The following is a 19,773-nucleotide window of genomic DNA, read 5'->3' on the forward strand; positions in this document are numbered from 1 at the left end:
AAATTTAGTCCTGAAGCAGGGTAAAATCAATCTGTCTTTTAGACAGGTCTACTCTTTTCACCTTGACGTTAACTTCATCTCCTAATTGATATTTTTTCTTTTTGCGCTGTCCCACTATACAGTAGTTTTTTTCGTCCAGAACATAGAAGTCATCAGCTATATCTTTCAGGCGGATCATTCCTTCACACTTGTTCTCCAGCAGTTCGACATACATTCCCCACTCCGTAACACCAGAAATTAATCCGCGATAGGTGCTGCCTATATTTTCCTCCAGATATTCAACCTGCTTGTACTTAATCGAAGCACGTTCGGCATCTGCGGCGCGTTTTTCCATCGCTGAGGAATGAGAAGCCGCAATTTCATATTCCTCTTCATTGGCGGAACGTTCTCCGTTCAGGTACGCAGCTAGCAGGCGGTGTACCATCACGTCCGGGTAACGCCTGATAGGAGAGGTGAAGTGCGTGTAATGATCAAAAGCCAATCCGTAATGACTTGTCTTTTTCGTGGTGTAAACTGCTTTCGCCATAGAGCGGATAGCCAGCTGTGTTAATACATTTTGTTCTTTTTTGCCTTCGACATCTTCCATCAGGAAGTTTAGCGATTTGGCAATGTCTTTATCTGTTTTAGTATTTATCTTGTAACCGAATCTGGCAGCAAACAACGCGAAATTACCCAGGTTTTCCAGGTTCGGAGAATCATGTGAACGGTATATAAACGTGTATTTGCTCTTGCCTTTTCCTTTTTTAGCAATAAACTCTGCTACCTTCTTATTCGCCAGCAACATGAAATCTTCGATCAGTTTGTGCGCATCTTTACGTTCCTTTACGTAAACGCCTACGGGTTTTCCTGTCTCATCTAATTTGAATTTTACCTCAGTGCTTTCAAAACTGATCGCTCCGTTTTTGAACTTACGGTCTCTCAGAATATAAGCGAGTTCGTTTAGTTTCAGAATCTCTTCTGCATGGTCTCCTGCTTTATTCTCTATAACTTCCTGAGCTTCTTCATAACTAAAACGCCTGTCTGAATGTATGGCTGTCCTGCCAAACCATTCGTTTAGTATATTGGCGTTTTCATCCAGTTCAAAGACTGCTGCAAAACACAGTTTGTCTTCATTAGGTCTGAGGGAACAAACTCCGTTGCTTAATTTTTCCGGTAGCATTGGAATAACCCTGTCAACCAGATAAACTGAGGTCGCACGGCTGTAAGCTTCTTTGTCTAAAGCAGATTGAGGCGTTACGTAGTGTGACACATCTGCGATATGTATACCGATTTCATAATTACCGTTTTCCAGTTTTTTAAAGGAAATGGCATCATCAAAGTCTTTGGCATCTGCCGGGTCAATTGTGAAGGTGAGCGTTTCTCTAAAATCCCGCCTGTCTTTCAAGTCTTCAGGACTCAACGTTTCAGGAATGGCTTCTGCTTCTGTTTCGACTTCTTTTGGGAATGAAAGTGGGAATCCATACTGGGCAAGAATAGCATTCATCTCCGTGTTGTTCTCTCCCTGTGTACCCAGAATGTTGATAATCTTACCAATTGGGTTCTTCGCCGCTTCCGGCCAGTCTGTAATCGATACCTGTACCTTCTGCCCACTTTTAGCGCCCGCGAGGTCGGTCAGGGGAATGAAAATATCGTGCTGCATCTTTTTGTCGTCTACTGTAACGAACGCAAAACGGTCTGATATTTTAATAACTCCTATGAAGTCCGTTCTCAGACGTTCTATAATTTCAACTACCTCTCCTTCGTTTTTCCGCCCGCTTTTCTTGGCATAGATATAGACCTTTACTTTGTCTCCATGCAATGCATTATGTAGTTTTCTGGCCGAAACAAATACATCTTTTTCGAATTCGTCATCGGGAATGATAAATGCTGCGCCATCGGCAGTCAGGTCTACTTTTCCAGTTATGAAGGTTTTGAGTTCTTTTAACCGGAACTTACCTTTTTGAGGTTCACTGAAGATGCCTCTGCGCGCTTCCTCTTTAAGGATTTCCAAAATGGTCTCCCTTGATTCGTCGTCTTTTATATTCAGCTTGGCTGAAACCTGTTTGTAGTTCAGGGCTTCATTATTGCTATTCTCTAAAACATCACTGATTAACTGCGTTAATACTACCTTTATCTGAGAAGATTTTTTTTTTGCCATAGGATTATTGTCAATATTCCGAAGGTAACAAATTGTATTGACTATCCGGGGGTTAATAGCCTTTAATTTGGTTGTAGACGCCCTTTTGCCGGTTGAAATTTGAATACCGCACAATTTTACGGAGATTTAACGGGATCTATATTGACCTATGTTATGATTGTAGAAGATAAAAGCCGTAAAAGAACAAATGAACTGGTAATGATTGCTTTGAAGACGCTGATCCTATGCGTACTGATCTATCTGCTGAATGAGTACACCGAATTTGCTGACAAATATCCAAAGTTGACTGTGAGTGCAAAAGCACTGGTTATTTTCCTTGGACCGAGTCTGGCAGTTTCCTTTATCCGACAGGTTATTATTTACTGGTACATCAAAAAGCATGGTCTACCGCCTAATATCAAGGATAATTTTATTCTCGGAATTAACCGGATAGTCTCTATTCTGAATACAGTTTTTGGAATTGTAGCAATGATGATCTTCCTGGGTACTGACCCCCTTAAATTTCTGACCAGCATAACGATCGTTGCTGCCGCCATTGCTGTGACTTTCAAAGATTATATCAATAATATGATCAACGGGCTAATCATCATGTTTTCAGACCGTCTGTCCCTGGGAGATCATATCCGTGTCAATGATACGGAGGGTAAAATACTGGATATCACTTTAATCAACGTGATCCTGCAAAATGAAGATAATGATATGGTCATGGTACCGAATTCTGTAGTTTTTAGTTCTGTAATCGTTAATCAGAGTAAACAGAATATTAAAAAACTGAGTATCGAGTTTGAAATGGCATTGTCCTATGGTTATTTGCCTGCGCACCTGGAAGAAATATTGTCTGCATCTGTAAAAAGCTATGATGATTATATTGTTCGTGACGGACTGACGATTAAAACTCTTGCTGTGGGTAAGGATACTGTTCGTTTCAAAGTCCAGGTACTGCTTAACAGATATGACAAAATAAAAGAAAGAGAAATTCGCAGGGCTCTAAATACAGCTATTATCCGTTTATCTTTGCCCGCCCAGTAATTGTCATTCAGCGTATTTAGATCGTTTCTCTTTAGGTTTTTGTGGTATTAATACTAAAAAACAGGCCTTACTTTCTTTACATTGTCTTATTTTTGTACTATGGAAAGAGAAATTCTGGATACGAAACGAAAGGCCCTTAACATTAATTTATGCCCCGAAATCTACGGAACTTTTGCGGAGATTGGCGCAGGGCAGGAAGTGGCCCGGAATTTCTTCACCGCTGGCGCAGCGTCTGGAACAGTCGCTAAAACGATGTCTGCTTATGACATGACTTTTAGTGATGCGATCTATGGTGCCGAAGAAAGTGGCCGTTACGTGAGTCAGTCGCGGTTACAGAAAATGTTAAACCATGAATTCGATCTGCTCCGGGAAAGACTAACCGGTGAAAAATACAAATCCAGAACCTTCTTTGCTTTTGCCGATACCGTAACTACACTGAATTACAATAAATCCAATGATCCTCATGGATGGATCGGAATTAAATTTCAGACCGAACCAGGGGGCGAGCCAAATGAAATATTTTTTCATGTCCGTTTGCTTGATACTGATGCCGCTTTACAACAGAATGTGCTAGGTATAATTGGAGTAAATCTGGTCTATGCCGCGTTTAATTACTATGCGGATCCTAAAAGAATGATTGAATCTCTTGCAGATAACCTGACTATAGGTTCTGTTGAAATCGACCTTATTTCTGTAAACGGGCCTGCGTTTGAATCCATTAATAATATCTTGCTGAATCTTTATCTGATAGTGAAGGACTTTTCTGACGCTGCCATTTTCGATTCCAGAGGGAATCCTTGTCTGCCGAAAGATCTTTTATATAAAAAAGACATTATGATCCTGCGGACTAAATATGCGCAAAAATCATTGCCCAACTTCAGTATGTTCAATAAGGCTGTAGATCAGTTTAGAAGAACAGAAGATGTACAGAAAGATAACCTGAGCGTATTGATTGAAGTCCTACTTTCAAATGTATTAACTGCCGACGACGAAAAACCGGAAGCTATTGATTTACATGCCGTGGCGAAAAGGGCGGAAGAGATGTGCGGAACCGGTAACCTGGTTATTGTTTCAAACTTTGCAAGGCATAATAAACTGGCTAAATACTTTGACCGCTGTAAGCCTAAAAGTGTTGGTATTTCTACGAATATCAACAACCTGAAGTTTGTTTTTAATTCACACAACTTTGGTGGTAGTTATTCCAGCCAGCTAATGGCGTACGTTAGCGACATGTTCAGTAAAAATGTAAAACTTTTTGCTTATCCCTTTCTTGATAAAGAATCTGGACGCGTGATAACTACGGCAAACATGCCGGTAACACCCGAAGCTAAACCTTTATTTGATTTCCTGATTTTGAACGGCTATATTACAGACATTAAAGACTATAGCGAAACTGACGTTAAAACGGTCTGATGAATCTGTTTAAATTTGATTCGTTCAGATCGTGCTGATGATTCAGTTCAATCAAATTTGATATGAAAAAAATAATTGCTTTGCTGATGCCGATGGCGTTTGCCGTCTCAACTTCTACAGTCCATGCACAGGTTAAGTCCAGTGGAAACCCAGTCTTTCCTGGTTGGTACGCTGATCCTGATGCAGCCGTTTTCGACAAAACTTACTGGATATATCCAACATTTTCTGCGCCTTACAAGGATCAGGTCTTTTTGGATGCTTTCAGTTCCAAAGATCTGGTAAATTGGAAAAAGCATCCGCGGATTCTGGATACCGCCGGTGTTAAATGGGCTAAAAAGGCCGTCTGGGCGCCTGCTATTGTTAAAAAAGATAAAGACTATTTTTTGTTCTTCGGTGCTAATGATATTCAAAGTGATCAGGAAACGGGTGGTATTGGTGTAGCTGTTGCCAAACGTCCTGAAGGTCCATATAAGGATCATATAGGAAAACCACTGGTAGATAAATTTCATAATGGTGCACAGCCAATTGACCAGTTTGTGTTTAAAGATAAAGACGGGCAATATTACCTGATTTACGGAGGCTGGAAACATTGCAATATTGCCAAACTCAGCGATGATTTTAAATCCCTGGTTCCTTTCGCCGATGGTGAAACATACAAAGAAATAACTCCAGATAGCTATGTGGAAGGTCCATATATGTTCATGCGTAACGGAAAGTATTATTTTATGTGGTCTGAGGGGGGCTGGACAGGGCCTGATTATTCTGTGGCCTATGCAATATCGGATTCTCCCATGGGACCTTTCAAAAGGATTGGAAAGATTTTAAAGCAAGATCCGGCAATTGCCAGGGGAGCAGGGCATCATTCTGTTATTCACAATGAGAAAAAGGATCTCTGGTATATCGTTTATCATCGCAGGCCACTAACTGAAACCGATGGTAACCATAGAGAAACCAGTATCGATGTAATGTCTTTCGATGAGAACGGACTAATTCGCCCCGTAGTAATTACTAAAGAAGGGGTTGCTGCACAGAAATTATAACCGGATAGCGATTCCGTTAATTAAAAGGGAAGACAATTAATTGTCTTCCCTTTTTTCGTATGGGTTTGAAATGACTATCGCCATTTGGTTATCAGGGGTCTCTAGCGGCTTAAAACCAAACTGACTGTAAAGTCCATGGGCATCACGGGTAGATAGCTGATAGCGGCGTAAGTTCTGGAGATCGGGATGAAACAGCATAAGCGACATCAATTGTTTCATCAATCCTTTCCCACGATATTCCTCTTCTGTATATACATCCGCCAAATAGGCAAATGTGGTTTTATCGGTAATCCAACGCGCAAATCCAATTTGTTTACTGTCCTGATAAATGCCGAAACATAGCGACCCGTCTATTGCACGCATTACGGTTTCGAAAGGAATTTCTCTGGCCCAGTAGGATTGGGTGCTCAAATAATGATGCACTGCAGCAATATCTATGCGGGCAGGATCATCTGAAAAAATAAAACCGTTTGCAGCTATTTCCATTGCATTAGATTTTAAGGCACATTCTGATCTATAGGATGTGCTTTTGAGGGAAAGAAAAGTCTAATTATCGTTAGTTACGCATGTTGATATACTGGAGTGGCTGTCCGAAGTTTTCTCCTTTGCAAAGCGTAATTACTTTTTGAAGGTCGTCAATACTTTTGCTTTGTACGCGCAGCTGATCATCCATAACTGAGGCTTGTACCTTGAGTCCGCTGGCTTTGATCTTCGCGACTATTTTCTTTGCAGTTTCTTTGTCGATTCCTTCTTTAATACTAATCTCTTTACGGATCATATTTCCAGACGCATATTGCTCTTTGCCAAAGTCAAGGCTTTCCGGATCCAGATTTTGTTTGACCATACGAGATATAATCGCATCCTGAATAGCTTTTAAACGCATATCGTCTTCAGTTACGATAGTGATGACATTAGTTTTTTTATCATGGTCAACTGTGCTATTAGAACTTGAAAAGTCATAACGGTTAAGAATTTCTTTCTTTGCGTTGTTCATCGCATTGTCTAATGTCTGCGCGTCAATTTTACTTACAATATCAAAAGTGGGCATGATTATAGCTTTAAAATAAAAATTATGTTAAATTTAGTTATATATTGGATTTAACCTCAGGCTAAAATACAGATGATGAAAACCAAGCAGTCAAAAGTGCAAAAAAAAGTTGCTAAAAAAGCAGTTAAAAAAGATTTAGAACAAAGTTTGACCCAGAAAATTCTTGAAGTCGTAATTCATTTGGGACATGACGCGGGTAAAATAGGTACGAGTATCTCCAGAACAGCAAAGGATGCTGCGGCTAAAATAGCGAGAAAGATCAAAGCAGATCCTAAGGTTAAAAAGGTAAAGAAAGATGTTAAAAAAGCGAAAAACGAGGTCAATAAGGCTAAGGCAAAATCGCTGAAAAAGACAAAGTCAGTTGCAGATAAAGTTTCTAAGAATACTTATAAGGTTGCTAAAAAAGCCGCCGGAAAAACTAAGGCGACTGCACGTAGTGTCGAAGTGCCTGTAATCGAATCAGAGGCTAAAGCTGCTGATCTTTTGAATAAGCAGAAAGCTAAACTGAAGAAAGAGGCGGCAATCGCTAAAGACAAAATTACGGAGGCTGTGGAACCCGTTAAGCGTACGCTAGTTAAAGCTGTTGCTAAAGGTAAACAACCTGTTTCCAAGGCTGTGTCAGCGACAGCAGCTAGCTCCTCGAAAGCTGCAAATACAGTTAAAAAAGACAATGCAACTGCCCAAAAAACGCCAGTACGTAAAACAGCTGCAGCTGGAAAGTCGGCTTCTTCGAAAACAGATAAGACAGAGTCTTCTGATACGTCAGAATAATCAATAAAGTATTTCTGATTGTAGCGTTCTCTACTTAATGCCAATATTTCAATTTGATCAGTTCTTCCTGTGAAGCCAGATCTGATCAATTGAATGGCTATTAATATAACTTGATTAAATTGTTCCGGATCTGCGTGTTAAGTAATTGTTTGCTAATGTTTACTTAACATTGAATTAACAGTAAATCCGCAGATTTGATCTGATCCGGTTTTCCAGGAAATATTGATGTTAACCCATGACAAAGAAGAAGATCCCATTTTTAAACAGAGAAATCAGCTGGTTATATTTCAATGAACGGGTATTGCAGGAGGCCGCAGATGAAACTGTTCCCCTGATTGAAAGAATTAAATTCCTATCTATTTTTTCATCCAACCTGGAAGAGTTTTATCGTGTAAGAGTCGCGACAATGTCCAGGCTTTCTGATCTGAATGACAAAGCAAAAGAGTTATTAGGGTTTAATCCTAAGAAGGTCTTGAATGAAATTAAAAATATTGTTATTAAACAAGAACGTAAGTTCGAACAACTATTCCAGGCGACATTAATCAATGAACTGGCACAGAACAGAATCTTCATTCTGAATGATACGCAGTTAAATGTAGCCCGGGGCGCATTTGTTAAAGAGCATTTTCGCGATAAAATCCTATCTAATCTGGTGCCTATTATGATAGACCCCGAAAAGAGCTTCCCTGAACTTAAGGACCGTAATTTATACTTTTTTGTGCGTCTAAGGAAGACGAGCGGTAAAAAGACAGAAAAGTTCGCTCTAATCGAACTACCAAATGATTTGCCCAGATTCCTGGTTTTACCCGAAACTAATGGACTTAAATTTATTATTCTTGCAGAAGACATTATAAAATATTGTCTTGATGATATCTTTTATGTGTTCACTTATGATGAAATGGATGCTTATACAATTCAGCTCACGCGTGATGCTGAGTTGGATATCGACAAGAATATAAGTGAGAAATTTATTGATGAGTTAAAGGCCAGTCTTGATAAAAGAAAGAAAGGTAAACCGATGCGCCTTCTGTACGACACACAGATGCCTTTTGATATGTTGGGGATACTCATCTCCAAGTTGAAAATAGAAGCCGAGAGTTTAATTCCCGGTAACCGGTATCATCGTTTTGGTGACTTCATCCGCTTTCCGAATGTAGGCGATAAAAGCCTGGAGTATGCACCACAGGTTCCTTTGAAGGTTGTAGGTCTGCATCGTACCCAAAGTATTTTTAATAAACTTAAAGAGCGTGATTATTTAATTAACCTGCCTTATCAATCCTACGATTATATCATTTTATTTTTGAGGGAAGCGGCTATTGATCCCCAGGTAACGGCTATAAATATTACACTTTACCGCCTGGCTGAGAACTCGAGAGTTATTAACGCGTTAATCAATGCAGCGAAAAATGGTAAGAAGGTGAATTGTCTGGTAGAGCTTAAAGCACGGTTTGATGAACAAGCCAATATTTATTGGACGAGTAAGCTGGAAGAGGAAGGAGTACAGGTTAATTATGGTTTAACAGATTATAAAGTTCATTCTAAGATCTGTTTAGTTACCCGCATGGAAAAAGGCAGAGCTGTCTATTATGCAAATCTTGCCACAGGAAACTTCAATGAGAAAACGGCAAGACTCTACGGCGACCACAGTATTTTTACTGCTAAGAAGGAAATTACAACTGATCTGATAAAACTCTTTGCTGCACTGAATAAAAAGACGGTGGCTTCCGGGTTTAAACATCTAATTGTTTCACCTATAGAATCAAGAAGTAAATTCTACAAATTGATTGACAGGGAAATACGTATAGCCAAATCGGGTAAATCTGCCTACCTTATTTTTAAAGTGAACAGCCTGGCAGACGAGGGAATTGTATCAAAATTATATGACGCCAGTAATGCAGGAGTTAAAATACGGTTGATTGTAAGAGGAATTTGCTGTCTTGTGCCTGGCATTAAAGGTTTTAGCGAAAATATTACCGTAATCAGTATCGTAGATAAGTTTCTCGAACATGCACGTGTATTTATATTCGGCAACAATGGAAAGGAGGAGATGTTTCTTTCTTCTGCTGACCTGATGAGCAGAAATTTTGAGCATAGGGTGGAAGTTGGCTTTCCTGTATTGGACAAAGAAGTTAGGCAGGAAATCAGAGATATTATAGAGTTTCAGCTGCAGGATAACGTTAAAGCCAGAGATATCAACCGGTTGAATACAAATAAGTATCATAAAAACCGGTTAGTTACTAAAGTACGCGCACAGGTGCAGACTTATAATTATTTAAAAAATAAACATCATTAAAATATATGCTCAGATACGCCGCGATTGATGTGGGGTCAAATGCAGTAAGACTGCTTATTGCTGACATCACGCAAAATGAAAATGGGTACTCCTTTAAAAAGAATACTTTAGTCCGGGTCCCGCTTCGTCTTGGTGATGATGCTTTTCTGGAGCAAAAAATTTCGAAGAAAAAATCGGGAGATCTGGTTAAAACAATGATCGCATTTAAGAACCTGATGGAGGTATATCAGGTATCTGCATACCTCGCGTGTGCAACGTCCTCTATGCGGGAGGCTACTAATGGGGCGGAAATCATAGAGATAATCCGGGAGAAAGCAGATTTGAACCTTGAAATCATAGAAGGCCAGCGTGAAGCAAACATTATCTATGCGAATCATATCGAAGATAGTCTGGATATTCGGAAAAACTATCTTTATATAGATGTTGGCGGTGGTAGTACTGAATTGTCCGTCTTTGTTAACAAGATTCCTGTAGCATCCAAATCTTTTAATATTGGGACTATCCGGATACTGGATAATCAGGATAAGGAAGAGACCTGGGAAGAAATGAAAGCATGGCTTAGGGAACATACCAGTGATTATAAAAACCTCGCAGGCATTGGTACAGGTGGAAATATCAATAAGATCTACCGGATGGCCAATGAAAAAGACGGTGTCCCCTTGAGTTTTCTAAAGCTCAAATCCATTTATAATCAACTGAATATCCTTTCTCTGAAAGAAAGAATCCAGATCTATGGATTAAATCCAGACCGGGCTGACGTTATTATTCCGGCCAGTGAAATTTTTATAACCATTATGAAGTGGACCGGAATCAAACAGATTTATGTGCCCAGAGTGGGTATGGTAGATGGTATAATTAATTTGCTGATCGCGGAGAATTTGGATTAAGAATAAACAACCGGTCAATTGGGAGCGAGGGCTCTAAAAACAAGGGTTGAATATTAGATAAATATTCAACCCTTGTTTATTAAAATACTAGTCCTGCATCTTCGCGGTCACCATTCCAGATATATTTCCTTTCGAAACGATTTCTCCGGCTTCGTTTTTCATCAACACATTACAATTCAGTTTCTTAAACCTGAAATAAACCTTCTCGGCTATAACTGTTACCTTTTCACCTGGAAAAACTGGTTTCATGAAATCCATTGCTGTTGATGTGAGCATGACATGTGCCTTCATCTCCGTATTCTGTTGACCATAAAGGTAAATGCCCAGGCACACTAAGCCTATTTGTGCCATAGTCTCTGTTAAAATTACTCCGGGAGTAACAGGAGCATCCTTGAAATGCCCTTTATAAAAATCAAGGTCTTTTGAGTAAGTGAAAGTTCCTGTTGAGCCGTTCTCATCAATTTGGAGTAGCTCATCTACAAATAGAAATGGTTTGCTGTATGGTAATTTACTGAGAATGTCCTGTGTTGTCATGTGATTAGATTTAAAAAAAGCCCCGCACAAGTGAATCTGCGGGGCTGTAATGCTATAGGTTATAATTAGCTGTCTAGTAAAGATGCTGCTTCATCATCAAGGAACCAGGTTAATTTCCCATCAATAGGTATAATTAGCTGTGAAGGATATAACTCGGGGTTCTTATCGGTATCTTCAATTACATGTTTAAGCGCTTCCGCTTTAGCTTCTCCGAAAACAAGGAAAGCAATGTTTTTTGCCTTATTAATTAAAGGCGCAGTGAATGTGATCCTATAAGTCGACAGTTTCTCGACATATACGGCTTCTACGCCAACTTCTTTGCTTTTTAAAGCGGTTGTTCCAGGGAAAAGCGATGCTGTATGTGCATCATCTCCCATGCCAAGAAGTATAAGATCAAAACTTAAATCTGAACCGTTAAAATGGTCTGCGATTGCTTTATAATAGTCAGCAGCAGCTTGCTCGGGCTCTAGTGTTGTATCGACAAAGAAGATATGTTCTGCAGGTATATTTAATGGATCCAACAAAGTCTTTCTGGCCATTAATCCGTTGTAACTCTCATGTCCTGGTGGCACATTACGTTCATCACCGATAAAGAAATAGACCTTAGTCCAGTCAATGGTCTCGCGGTAAGTAGTGGCAAGTAAGTGGTACAAGTCTTTTGGTGAATTGCCACCGGTTAACACGAAGTTAAAACAGTTCTGCTGCTCTAAAGCAGTTTTGGCTGTCGCTATAACATACTCTGCAAGATCATGTATTAACTCGTTTTTAGCTTTATAAATCAGTAAACTCATTAATCTTTATTTTTTAAGGGTAAAGTAAACCAATGGAATCCATCTCTCGCAATCAGTGCTTCAGCATCCTCGGGGCCCCATGAATCTGCAGGGTAGTTCGGGAAGCTCAGGGAAGTTTTACTTTCCCATGCATTGATTACCGGCATTAATAACTCCCATGCACTTTCTACCTGGTCAGCACGCATGAATTGTGTCTGATCGGCTATCATTACGTCAAGTAATAAAGTTTCGTACGCTTCAGGAGCCTGGGACTCATAAGTACCTTTGTAGTCGAAAACCATATCCACAGGATTAAGTACCATATCCAGTCCAGGTCTTTTTGCCTGAACCTGAAGACGGATACTCATTTCCGGCTGAATACTTATGATCAATCTGTTTTGTTGCCAGTGCTCAGTTACGCCAGTCGGGAAGATCTGATGAGGGACATCTTTAAACTGAATTGTAATCAGTGAAGAAGTTTGGAAAAGACGTTTACCGGTACGCACGTAAAACGGAATTCCCTGCCAGCGCCAGTTATCCACGAAGAATTTTGCAGCTGCAAAAGTCTCTGTGTTTGAGTGGTCATCAACATCCTTTTCTGAACGGTAACCCGGAACCTCTTTGCCTTCAACCCATCCTTTTGAATACTGACCTCTTACGGTGCTCATTCTAATATCTTCAGGACCAAAAGGGCGCATGGCTTTCAACACGTCAACCTTTTTATTCCGGATCTCATCTGCATCAAAATTGATGGGTGTTTCCATACCAATTAAGCAAAGTAATTGCAGGATATGATTTTGAATCATATCACGTAATGCACCCGCGCCGTCATAATATCCACCACGATCACCAACACCTAGCTGCTCAGTAACAGAAATCTGAACATGATCAATATATGTTCTGTTCCAAAGCGGCTCGAGGAATGAGTTCGCAAAACGGAATGCCATGATATTCTGAACTGTTTCTTTGCCCAGATAATGATCAATTCTATAGATTTGTTTTTCTGTAAAAATACCAGTCAGTAATTTATTCAGTTCTTTAGCAGAATCCAGATCATGTCCGAAAGGTTTTTCAATTACAATACGGCAATTGTCTTCATTACCAGCAAGGTCGTACTTAGCCAGACATTCCGCGATAAGAGGGAATAGATTAGGTGCTACTGCCAGGTAATAAATTACCTGTGTTTTAGGCCCGTATTCCTTTTTAATCTTTTCAATACTCGTCTTTAGCACCTGAAATGTCTCAGGGGCAGATACATCTACAGAGTTATAATAAACATTCTGTGCAAATTCATCCCATTTAGCCTGCTTAACTTTACCCGCTCTGGAAAATTGATTAACACCATCCATAATGGTATTGCGAAACTGCTCATCAGTCAGCTTCTTTCTTGCGGTACCGATAATTGCATAATCCTTTGGCATAAAACCATCAGCATATAAATTATAGATAGCAGGCGCAAGTTTGCGCATATTCAGATCACCAGTGCCACCGAAAATGACAAAGATGGTTGGGTTGAGGCATTTACTAGTTTTCATTAGAATAATCTTTTATAGGTTAAGACAAAACAGGATTCCAGATTGCATGGAATGTACCTTCTTCGTCTGTACGTTCAAATTGGTGTGCACCGAAGAAATCCCTCTGTGCCTGAATTAGGTTTGAAGGCATTCTTGCAGTACGCAAACTGTCAAAATAAGCCAGGGCAGAAGAGTAGGCAGGAGTTGCCAGTCCGGTTTGTACGGTATGACTTACCACAGACCTCATTCCTGGCAGAATTTCCTGCATTTTAGCTGCTATACCAGCATCAGCATACAGATGCTCCAGTTCAGGCTGGGTACTGTATGCCTGATAAATATCTTCGAGTAATTCTGCACGGATTATACAGCCTCCACGCCAGATCTTCGCAATTTCATGCAGGTTCAGATCGTATTCGTAAGTTGCCGAAGCCTGCCATAATAAATGCAGTCCCTGTGCGTAAGATGTAATAACGGAGAAATATAAAGCCTGTTCAAGCTCAATTATGAATTGTGCCTTGTTCTCAGCTGTAGGTTTTTGTTCAGGATAGATTTCAGCTAATTGAACCCTTAGTTTTTTATATTTAGATAAATCACGTGTAGTAACCGCTTCATTAATCGTTGGAATTGGTAACTGCAGGTCCATTGAAACCTGCGAAGTCCATTTTCCGGTACCTTTAGACTTAGCTTCATCCTTGATATAATCCAGCAGGAAACCACCGGTTTTTGGATCTTTAACTTTGAAAATGTCCCGGGTAACTTCAAGAAGGAAAGATTGCAGACGGCCATTATTCCATTCTTCGAACACACTGTAGATTTCCTCATTTGAATAATCCAGTGCGTTTTTAAGAATGTCATAGGTTTCTGCGAGTAGCTGCATCATAGCGTACTCAATTCCATTATGTACCATTTTAACGAAGTGCCCGGAAGCTCCAGGGCCAATATAAGTAACACAAGGATCGCCGTTTACTTTTGCAGAAACAGCTTCCAGAATCGCTTTCATTTCGCCATAAGCTGTCTTATCGCCGCCAGGCATAATGCTCGGGCCGAATCTCGCACCTTCTTCACCGCCAGAAATCCCCATTCCAAAGAAATGCAGGCCTTTATCAGAAAGCTCTAAAGCTCTTCTGCTGGTATCAGTAAAATGGGAGTTTCCACTATCTATAATAATATCGCCTTTAGTTAGTAAGGGAGAAAGTTCCTGTATAACACTGTCTACAATTGGGCCAGCGGGAACAAGTAACATAATTCTTCTTGGTAACTCCAGGCTCTGCACAAAATCTTCCAGTGAAGCAAAAGCTTCCAGGTTATGCTTTGATCCGTCTTCACGAAGTTTGGTAATCATTTTTGGGTCCTTGTCGTAGCCAGTAACCGCGAAGCCGTTATCGGCCATATTTAATAAAAGGTTACGACCCATTGTACCGAGGCCGATCATCCCTAATGTATATTTACTTTCCATTTTGTGTGTGTGATTTAGGATAAGTGGTAAAGATGTGGTATTTCTCAGAAGCGTCCCATAATTTGGCGCCACCTTTGATACCGTCCCTGTTAGAGACAACGTGTATATTTGAATCCAGTTCAAAGTTTATATGTTTGGCATTTCCGCCACCCAGATAAAGCTCATCATAATTGAAAACCGTTTTATAGATTCCGATTATTCGCTGAAGCCTCTCATTCCATTTCTTTTCGCCTTCTTTAACAAAGGCTTTATCACCAATATAGTCGTCGTAATCTTTGTTCTTGGATACCGGAAGATGGGCAAGCTCCAGATGGGGCAGCAATTCACCGTCGTAAGTAAGCGAGGTGCCGAAACCGGTGCCTAATGTCAGGACAATTTCAAAACCTTTACCCTTTACTACACCCAGTGCTTGCTGATCGGCATCGTTAATGAGACGTACAGGTTTATCAAACAAATCACTTATCGTCTGTGCCAGCGGATAGTCCGGCCATTTACTTTTGGCAAGATTGACACCCGTTTTTACGATTCCACATTTAACATATCCTGGAAAACCAATAGCAATTTTGCTGAAAGGCGTAAGATCTGCAACAAGCTTAGAAATTACTTCTATTAAATCCTCTGGAGTCGCGTCTTTTGGAGTGGGCAGTTTTGTATATTCGGAGAACAATTCGCCATCTTTTGTCAGTATGCAAGCTTTAACGCTCGTTCCGCCGATATCAAGAGATAAAATATTTGTAGTGCTTTGTTCTTTTGTTGTGTTGGACATATAGCATGTTTAAAGAGGATTGCTCCAAATATATAATATTCCAAATTAACAAATTTCCAACCATAATAAATCCTTAAACCTGCTAAATTCTCGAATTAACCTGCCGAATTAAAGATTTAGCAACAGAGATAAGCCCGTACAGGCGGTATGCAGATTTAATTTGATGATAAGATGACGATTTCTTTATACAGTCAGGGTTGATACCTTCCTGCCATATCTATCTTATCAGAAAGCGATATTCCTCCAGGGTTGCAACCTGGAAGTCCCTCAGGAACAGGTTGTTTTAAGTTGTCGAAATAATCCTTCCAGACAGGAAAGAAAGAATTAGACCCAGGAACCTTATAAGTCATCGGCTGAAGCTCAAAGACCGGTTCACCACGATTTGCAGATAGAAAAGCATCATAAATCAACTCAGAACAATAATATTTACCATTTTGATAAAGAAAAGCATCGTCATATGGGGTGCCTAACTGGTCCAGTGAGAAATGGGCAGCCGCAGGGATGAGCCGCTGATATTCCTGTTTTAACCGGCCCGTGTAAACTGGGTTTGCAGAACGTTTCAGGAAGTCAGATATAGAACTTAGATGAACATCTTTGCCAATTGCTTCTACGATCATGAGGCTATCCTGCTGCAGAATTACCATACCCATATGATTAAACTTTTGCCCCTGGTAGCCGGACGTGACCGCAAGTATAGCATCACATAAAGGACCACACGAAATCTGCTGGAAAAGAAAATCCCCTTCTTTCAGTATTGTTTTTTCCTGAGCAGAACCTTTGTTTGTGCTGAATATTAACAGCAGGGCGAATACCAGGTAGATAGGTGATCTGAAGATCATTTTGTAATAGAATTAAAAGGTGTAAGTATTTAATGTATAATCAGCAGGAGGAAGAAAGAACTTTTCAGGGATGTCCAGTTTTTCTATCCGCTGGGCTTTAATACCTATTTCAAGATTACCACTTTTTGTAGTAATAGCCAGGGCACATCCCGGGACGGCTTTCAGATAGCTGTATTTTTGCCAGTAAAGAGTAGGAAGCTCAGTGGTGTACCATACATTAATTTTATATTCCTCTTTCTCGGGATGCTGAAAGACTGCTTTTTTGCAATGCATACCTGCTATAGTCATTGTGTCTGCTGTCAGATGAATCCGCAGGTCATCTGTACTGAGGACGGCGACACTGTCTCCCAACTCCTGAATTTGCAGATTGGGCATTTCAGCCGGATAGCTGGTAACCGTTTTTTCCAGGGTGTCCAACATGTAGCTTAAGGTGTCCCTTTTATCGGCAAGTGTTATGCCACCACCTAGCCCCATTTGCTCCACCCGGATATAGGTATTGCTAATATAACAAGTCAGCGGAGATTCCCCTTCCGCACTTCCCGAAAGGGCAGCAGAAAGCTTGAGTAGCAGATCTTTTTCAGTATCACCAGGGGTATCTTTACTTTCTATAGCAGGAGTACCATAATCCAGGTTATAACTGATTTTCCAGGAGGGAATCAGATTTGTCTCACTCTTTTGCTGCGCTGGTGAAGAAAAGTAAAAGAGAAGAAGAAATGTGCTGAGTACTAAATTTTTCAAGGATAAAATATTTAATCTGCAATATTACAAAAAAGGCCGGATGAGTTTCCATCCAGCCTGTATCTGTATACAGATTTTTTATTGACCTGCGCGGGCCTGTTGCATAGGATTAGATCCTACTGACTGGCCTCTGGCCGCTGCACTTTTTTGTTTGAATAAATCAAATTTAGAAGCTTTTGCTTTACCGCCCCAGGTATTGTTACTTTCGTCGATATCTGCAGTTTCGCGCATAGGGTCGAGCTGAATAGACGCAATCTCCTGATCAAGGACATAGAATTTTGAGGCCTTCTGCTCATCCAGACGCCAGATTTGTGCAGGGATCCGGTCCATCATTTTGCTGCCGTCTGCAAAAGTAAATTCTACGATGACAGGCATGACAAGGCCACCCTTGTTGCTAAAAGACAATTCGTAGAAGAATTTACCTGCATACTTCGCTTTATCTTCCTCACTCAATGTTTCATAGGGGAATGGGATTTCGCGCTTACGTTCCGTATCGTCAACTTTTTCAAGACCACGGTCATATCTCCAGTAGAAATCCTGTGTTTTTTTATCACGGTCTGTGTAGAAGCTAATCTTCTTGTCTTCACGGTTTCTAATTTTGGAAATATCTTCGAAAACATTTACCTGCGGACGGTCTAGTTTAACCATTTTAACGTTTGGTGAGCCAGGTTTTGCATTCACATCCGCTTTAGCAAATTTAACTTCATCAAGAGCAATGTCGCATGGGTCGGTGCCGTAGAACCATCCTCTCCAGAACCAATCCAGATCTTCACCACTTGCATCCTCCATGGTACGGAAGAAATCTGCTGGAGTCGGGTGTTTGAAAGCCCATCGCTTTGCATATTGTTTAAAAGCGTAGTCGAACAACTCCCTGCCCATAATAGTTTCCCTCAGGATATTTAAACCCGTAGCCGGCTTAGAATAAGCATTTGGGCCAAAGCGAACAATGTTTTCGGAATTGGTCATAATTGGTTCCAGCTGATCTTTTGGTAATTTCATATAATCAACTATCGTGTAGGCAGGGCCTTTTTTAACTGGAAATTTATTATCCCAAAGTTCCTCTGTAAGATATTCAAGGAAAGAGTTTAAGCCTTCATCCATCCAGCTCCACTGACGCTCGTCGCTGTTAACGATCATCGGGAAGAAGTTATGCCCCACTTCATGAATAATTACACCGAGCATTCCATTTTTGGAACTTTCGCTGTAGGTGCCGTCTTTTTCTGTTCTGCCGTAGTTAAAACAGATCATTGGATATTCCATTCCGTTGGCCGCCTCTACGCTTTGTGCAACAGGGTATGGATAAGGGAAAGTGAAATCCGAATATGTTTTTACGGTATGGGCAATAGCTTTTGTCGAATAAGGTTTATATAAATTATAGGCTTCCTTACCATAGAAACTCATACACATTACAGACTTACCCTCTACAGGCTGTGCCATGGCATCCCATATAAATTTACGTGAAGAAGTCCAGGCAAAATCCCTGACATCATTAGCCTGGAATACCCAGGTTTTAGTAGCCTTGTTTTTTACACCTTCAGCTTTTTTAGCCTCGTCGAGCGTTACAATTTCTACAGGTTCCTTCGCTGTTTTTGCCTGATTATATCTGGAGAGTTGTGCAGGATTCAGCACGCCGGAGTAATTCATACATTCACCGGTACCACCAACAATATGATCTGCAGGAACTGTAATCTGCACTTTATAATTACCAAAAGTTAAGGCAAACTCGCCTCTACCTGTGAACTGATGATGCTGCCAACCCTGAAAATCACTATAAACGCATAATCTAGGGAACCATTGAGCCATCGTAAACAAATAGTTCCCATCTTCAGGGAAATACTCGTAACCACCACGGCCGCCCTCAACCATGCGGTCACTAATTTTATACTTCCAGTTCACATTAAACACAAACTGCTGGCCAGGTTTTAACGGTACCGGCAGATCCACCCGCATCATTGTTTTGTTAATTGTATAGCTGATATCCTTACCTGCAGCATCAGTAATCTTTTGTATTTGGATCCCAAGACCATTATCAGTCTGTGTGATTACTGCTTTTTCTATAGCCCGGGTTGTGGTCATTTCAGGCATGTTCGTACTGCTTTGATAATTTGCGTTACGCAGATTATTATGCTCATTTTCGTCCAGCTGCAGCCAGATATAGGAAAGCTCGTCAGGGGAGTGGTTAAAATAAGTAACCTTTTCAGAACCGGTAAGGATCTGATTCACTTCATCTAATGAACATTTAATATCATAATCGGCCCTTTGCTGCCAATATTTTGCACCAGGAGCGCCACTTGCCGTACGCTGTTCATTTGGCGTGGTTAGTATAGTACCCAGCTGTTCAAATTTGTTTCCGTGATTACTGCCGGGATTATTCTGAATATTCTGAGCATTGGCATACTGCAGAGAAGAGCCAAGCAGGAGCAGCGCGGTTAAAGATTTGTTCATTTGAAGATTTATGTTGAAAGTCTAAATTTAAACCGTTTTTTTGTATTCGAAAAATTAAATGTTTCTATGTTATTAATCGTCAGGCAATGTCTG

General features: G+C 40.5%; 17 protein-coding genes. 6 read left to right on the top strand and 11 right to left on the bottom strand.

Going from position 1 to position 19,773, the window contains the following annotated elements:
* Positions 1-4: 4 nt before the first annotated feature.
* Positions 5-2,137 carry a ribonuclease R gene (gene rnr / locus BLR53_RS05055; protein WP_037438841.1) on the bottom strand — a complete coding sequence of 711 codons (2,133 nt, stop codon included), beginning with the start codon at positions 2,135-2,137 and terminating at the stop codon, positions 5-7.
* A 153-nt stretch (positions 2,138-2,290) separates the two neighbouring features.
* Here rnr and BLR53_RS05060 point away from each other — a divergent pair, with 153 nt between their 5' ends.
* From BLR53_RS05060 to BLR53_RS05070, 3 genes are all read left to right on the top strand, one after another.
* Positions 2,291-3,166: a mechanosensitive ion channel family protein gene (locus tag BLR53_RS05060; RefSeq protein ID WP_074588486.1), complete on the top strand. Its 876-nt coding sequence runs from the start codon at positions 2,291-2,293 to the stop codon at positions 3,164-3,166.
* 99 nt (positions 3,167-3,265) lie between these two features.
* Positions 3,266-4,579 carry a hypothetical protein gene (locus BLR53_RS05065; protein WP_037438839.1) on the top strand — a complete coding sequence of 438 codons (1,314 nt, stop codon included), beginning with the start codon at positions 3,266-3,268 and terminating at the stop codon, positions 4,577-4,579.
* Between the two features lie 62 nt (positions 4,580-4,641).
* Entirely contained in the window at positions 4,642-5,619 is a 978-nt protein-coding gene (locus BLR53_RS05070; RefSeq protein WP_037438837.1) for a glycoside hydrolase family 43 protein, read from the top strand.
* Between the two features lie 36 nt (positions 5,620-5,655).
* On the opposite strand, the gene BLR53_RS05075 is transcribed toward BLR53_RS05070, so the two are convergent.
* Positions 5,656-6,105 carry a GNAT family N-acetyltransferase gene (locus BLR53_RS05075; protein WP_037438835.1) on the bottom strand — a complete coding sequence of 150 codons (450 nt, stop codon included), beginning with the start codon at positions 6,103-6,105 and terminating at the stop codon, positions 5,656-5,658.
* 70 nt (positions 6,106-6,175) lie between these two features.
* On the bottom strand, positions 6,176-6,667 hold the full coding sequence (locus BLR53_RS05080) for a YajQ family cyclic di-GMP-binding protein (RefSeq protein WP_037438833.1): 492 nt from the start codon (positions 6,665-6,667) through the stop codon (positions 6,176-6,178).
* 72 nt (positions 6,668-6,739) lie between these two features.
* On the opposite strand from BLR53_RS05080, the gene BLR53_RS05085 reads away from it, so the two are divergent.
* From BLR53_RS05085 to BLR53_RS05095, 3 genes are all read left to right on the top strand, one after another.
* Positions 6,740-7,438 carry a hypothetical protein gene (locus BLR53_RS05085; protein ID WP_143007827.1) on the top strand — a complete coding sequence of 233 codons (699 nt, stop codon included), beginning with the start codon at positions 6,740-6,742 and terminating at the stop codon, positions 7,436-7,438.
* Between the two features lie 235 nt (positions 7,439-7,673).
* Positions 7,674-9,731, top strand: coding sequence for a polyphosphate kinase 1 (gene ppk1 / locus BLR53_RS05090; RefSeq protein WP_037438829.1), 2,058 nt, complete (start codon positions 7,674-7,676; stop codon positions 9,729-9,731).
* Between the two features lie 5 nt (positions 9,732-9,736).
* Positions 9,737-10,618, top strand: a complete 882-nt coding sequence (locus BLR53_RS05095) for a Ppx/GppA phosphatase family protein (RefSeq protein ID WP_074587741.1) — start codon at positions 9,737-9,739, stop codon at positions 10,616-10,618.
* Positions 10,619-10,705: 87 nt separating this feature from the next.
* Here the strand turns inward: BLR53_RS05095 and BLR53_RS05100 are convergent, their stop codons facing one another.
* From BLR53_RS05100 to BLR53_RS05135, 8 genes are all read right to left on the bottom strand, one after another.
* Positions 10,706-11,152 (bottom strand): 3-hydroxyacyl-ACP dehydratase FabZ family protein, encoded by a 447-nt coding sequence (locus BLR53_RS05100; RefSeq protein ID WP_074587742.1) that lies wholly within the window; start codon positions 11,150-11,152, stop codon positions 10,706-10,708.
* 65 nt (positions 11,153-11,217) lie between these two features.
* Positions 11,218-11,943: a 6-phosphogluconolactonase gene (pgl, locus tag BLR53_RS05105; RefSeq protein ID WP_074587744.1), complete on the bottom strand. Its 726-nt coding sequence runs from the start codon at positions 11,941-11,943 to the stop codon at positions 11,218-11,220.
* Positions 11,943-13,457 (bottom strand): glucose-6-phosphate dehydrogenase, encoded by a 1,515-nt coding sequence (gene zwf / locus BLR53_RS05110; protein ID WP_074587747.1) that lies wholly within the window; start codon positions 13,455-13,457, stop codon positions 11,943-11,945. The genes pgl and zwf overlap by 1 nt, the downstream gene beginning before the upstream one ends.
* 19 nt (positions 13,458-13,476) lie before the next feature.
* A complete protein-coding gene (gene gndA, locus BLR53_RS05115; RefSeq protein ID WP_074587752.1) occupies positions 13,477-14,892 on the bottom strand; it encodes an NADP-dependent phosphogluconate dehydrogenase in 1,416 nt (471 codons plus the stop codon).
* Positions 14,882-15,658 (bottom strand): ROK family protein, encoded by a 777-nt coding sequence (locus BLR53_RS05120; protein WP_037438819.1) that lies wholly within the window; start codon positions 15,656-15,658, stop codon positions 14,882-14,884. The genes gndA and BLR53_RS05120 overlap by 11 nt, the downstream gene beginning before the upstream one ends.
* A gap of 191 nt (positions 15,659-15,849) precedes the next feature.
* Positions 15,850-16,497: a YiiX/YebB-like N1pC/P60 family cysteine hydrolase gene (locus tag BLR53_RS05125; RefSeq protein ID WP_083332008.1), complete on the bottom strand. Its 648-nt coding sequence runs from the start codon at positions 16,495-16,497 to the stop codon at positions 15,850-15,852.
* Positions 16,498-16,509: 12 nt separating this feature from the next.
* Complete coding sequence (locus BLR53_RS05130; protein WP_074587757.1) at positions 16,510-17,235, bottom strand: hypothetical protein; 726 nt, start codon at positions 17,233-17,235, stop codon at positions 16,510-16,512.
* A gap of 78 nt (positions 17,236-17,313) precedes the next feature.
* Entirely contained in the window at positions 17,314-19,680 is a 2,367-nt protein-coding gene (locus BLR53_RS05135; RefSeq protein WP_074587762.1) for a M1 family metallopeptidase, read from the bottom strand.
* Positions 19,681-19,773: the final 93 nt, after the last annotated feature.

The organism is Pedobacter antarcticus, from assembly GCF_900103515.1.
GTDB classification, from domain to species: domain Bacteria; phylum Bacteroidota; class Bacteroidia; order Sphingobacteriales; family Sphingobacteriaceae; genus Pedobacter; species Pedobacter antarcticus.